This window comes from Methylobacterium nigriterrae (assembly GCF_037106235.1).
Taxonomy (GTDB): Bacteria; Pseudomonadota; Alphaproteobacteria; order Rhizobiales; family Beijerinckiaceae; genus Methylobacterium; species Methylobacterium nigriterrae.
Map to the genome: position 1 here is coordinate 1 of NZ_JBAWTG010000594.1, position 396 is coordinate 396.

The following is a 396-nucleotide window of genomic DNA, read 5'->3' on the forward strand; positions in this document are numbered from 1 at the left end:
TGAACCGCGGCAAACACCCCGCGGTACCGCATCCGGCGCAGCAATCCCTCTTCGCATCAATGACATAGCGAGATGTGCGTTCTGATGAGCAGTTGTAGTGGTACCTCCAGTCCTCGCTGCGTTCGCGCGCATCGGCCAGCGACAGGAACCACGAGGGTGTGGGCGATCCTGGGAAAGGTCTCGATCAGCTCCGCCATGGCATGGCGGGGAATGTCCGCAACGGTGCAGGGGGTGAGTGCTCCGACCGTATGTCCGAGCATGAAAGGCAGTGGCAGGTGACCGTCGCAGATGTCGCCCGGCACGATCAGCGAGATGATGCGCCGCGCCCCGTCGGACCAGATCTTGTAGCGACAGGCAATGCCGCTCAGGATCAGGCAGACACTGTTGGGCGGACCA

The 396-nt window shown here is 62.6% G+C and carries 1 protein-coding gene; it reads right to left on the bottom strand.

Going from position 1 to position 396, the window contains the following annotated elements; all coding sequences use genetic code 11:
* Positions 1–56 precede the first annotated feature (56 nt).
* Positions 57–396: Crp/Fnr family transcriptional regulator (locus tag WDW90_RS38375; protein ID WP_336492910.1), on the bottom strand; the 340-nt coding region annotated here is incomplete at its 5' end.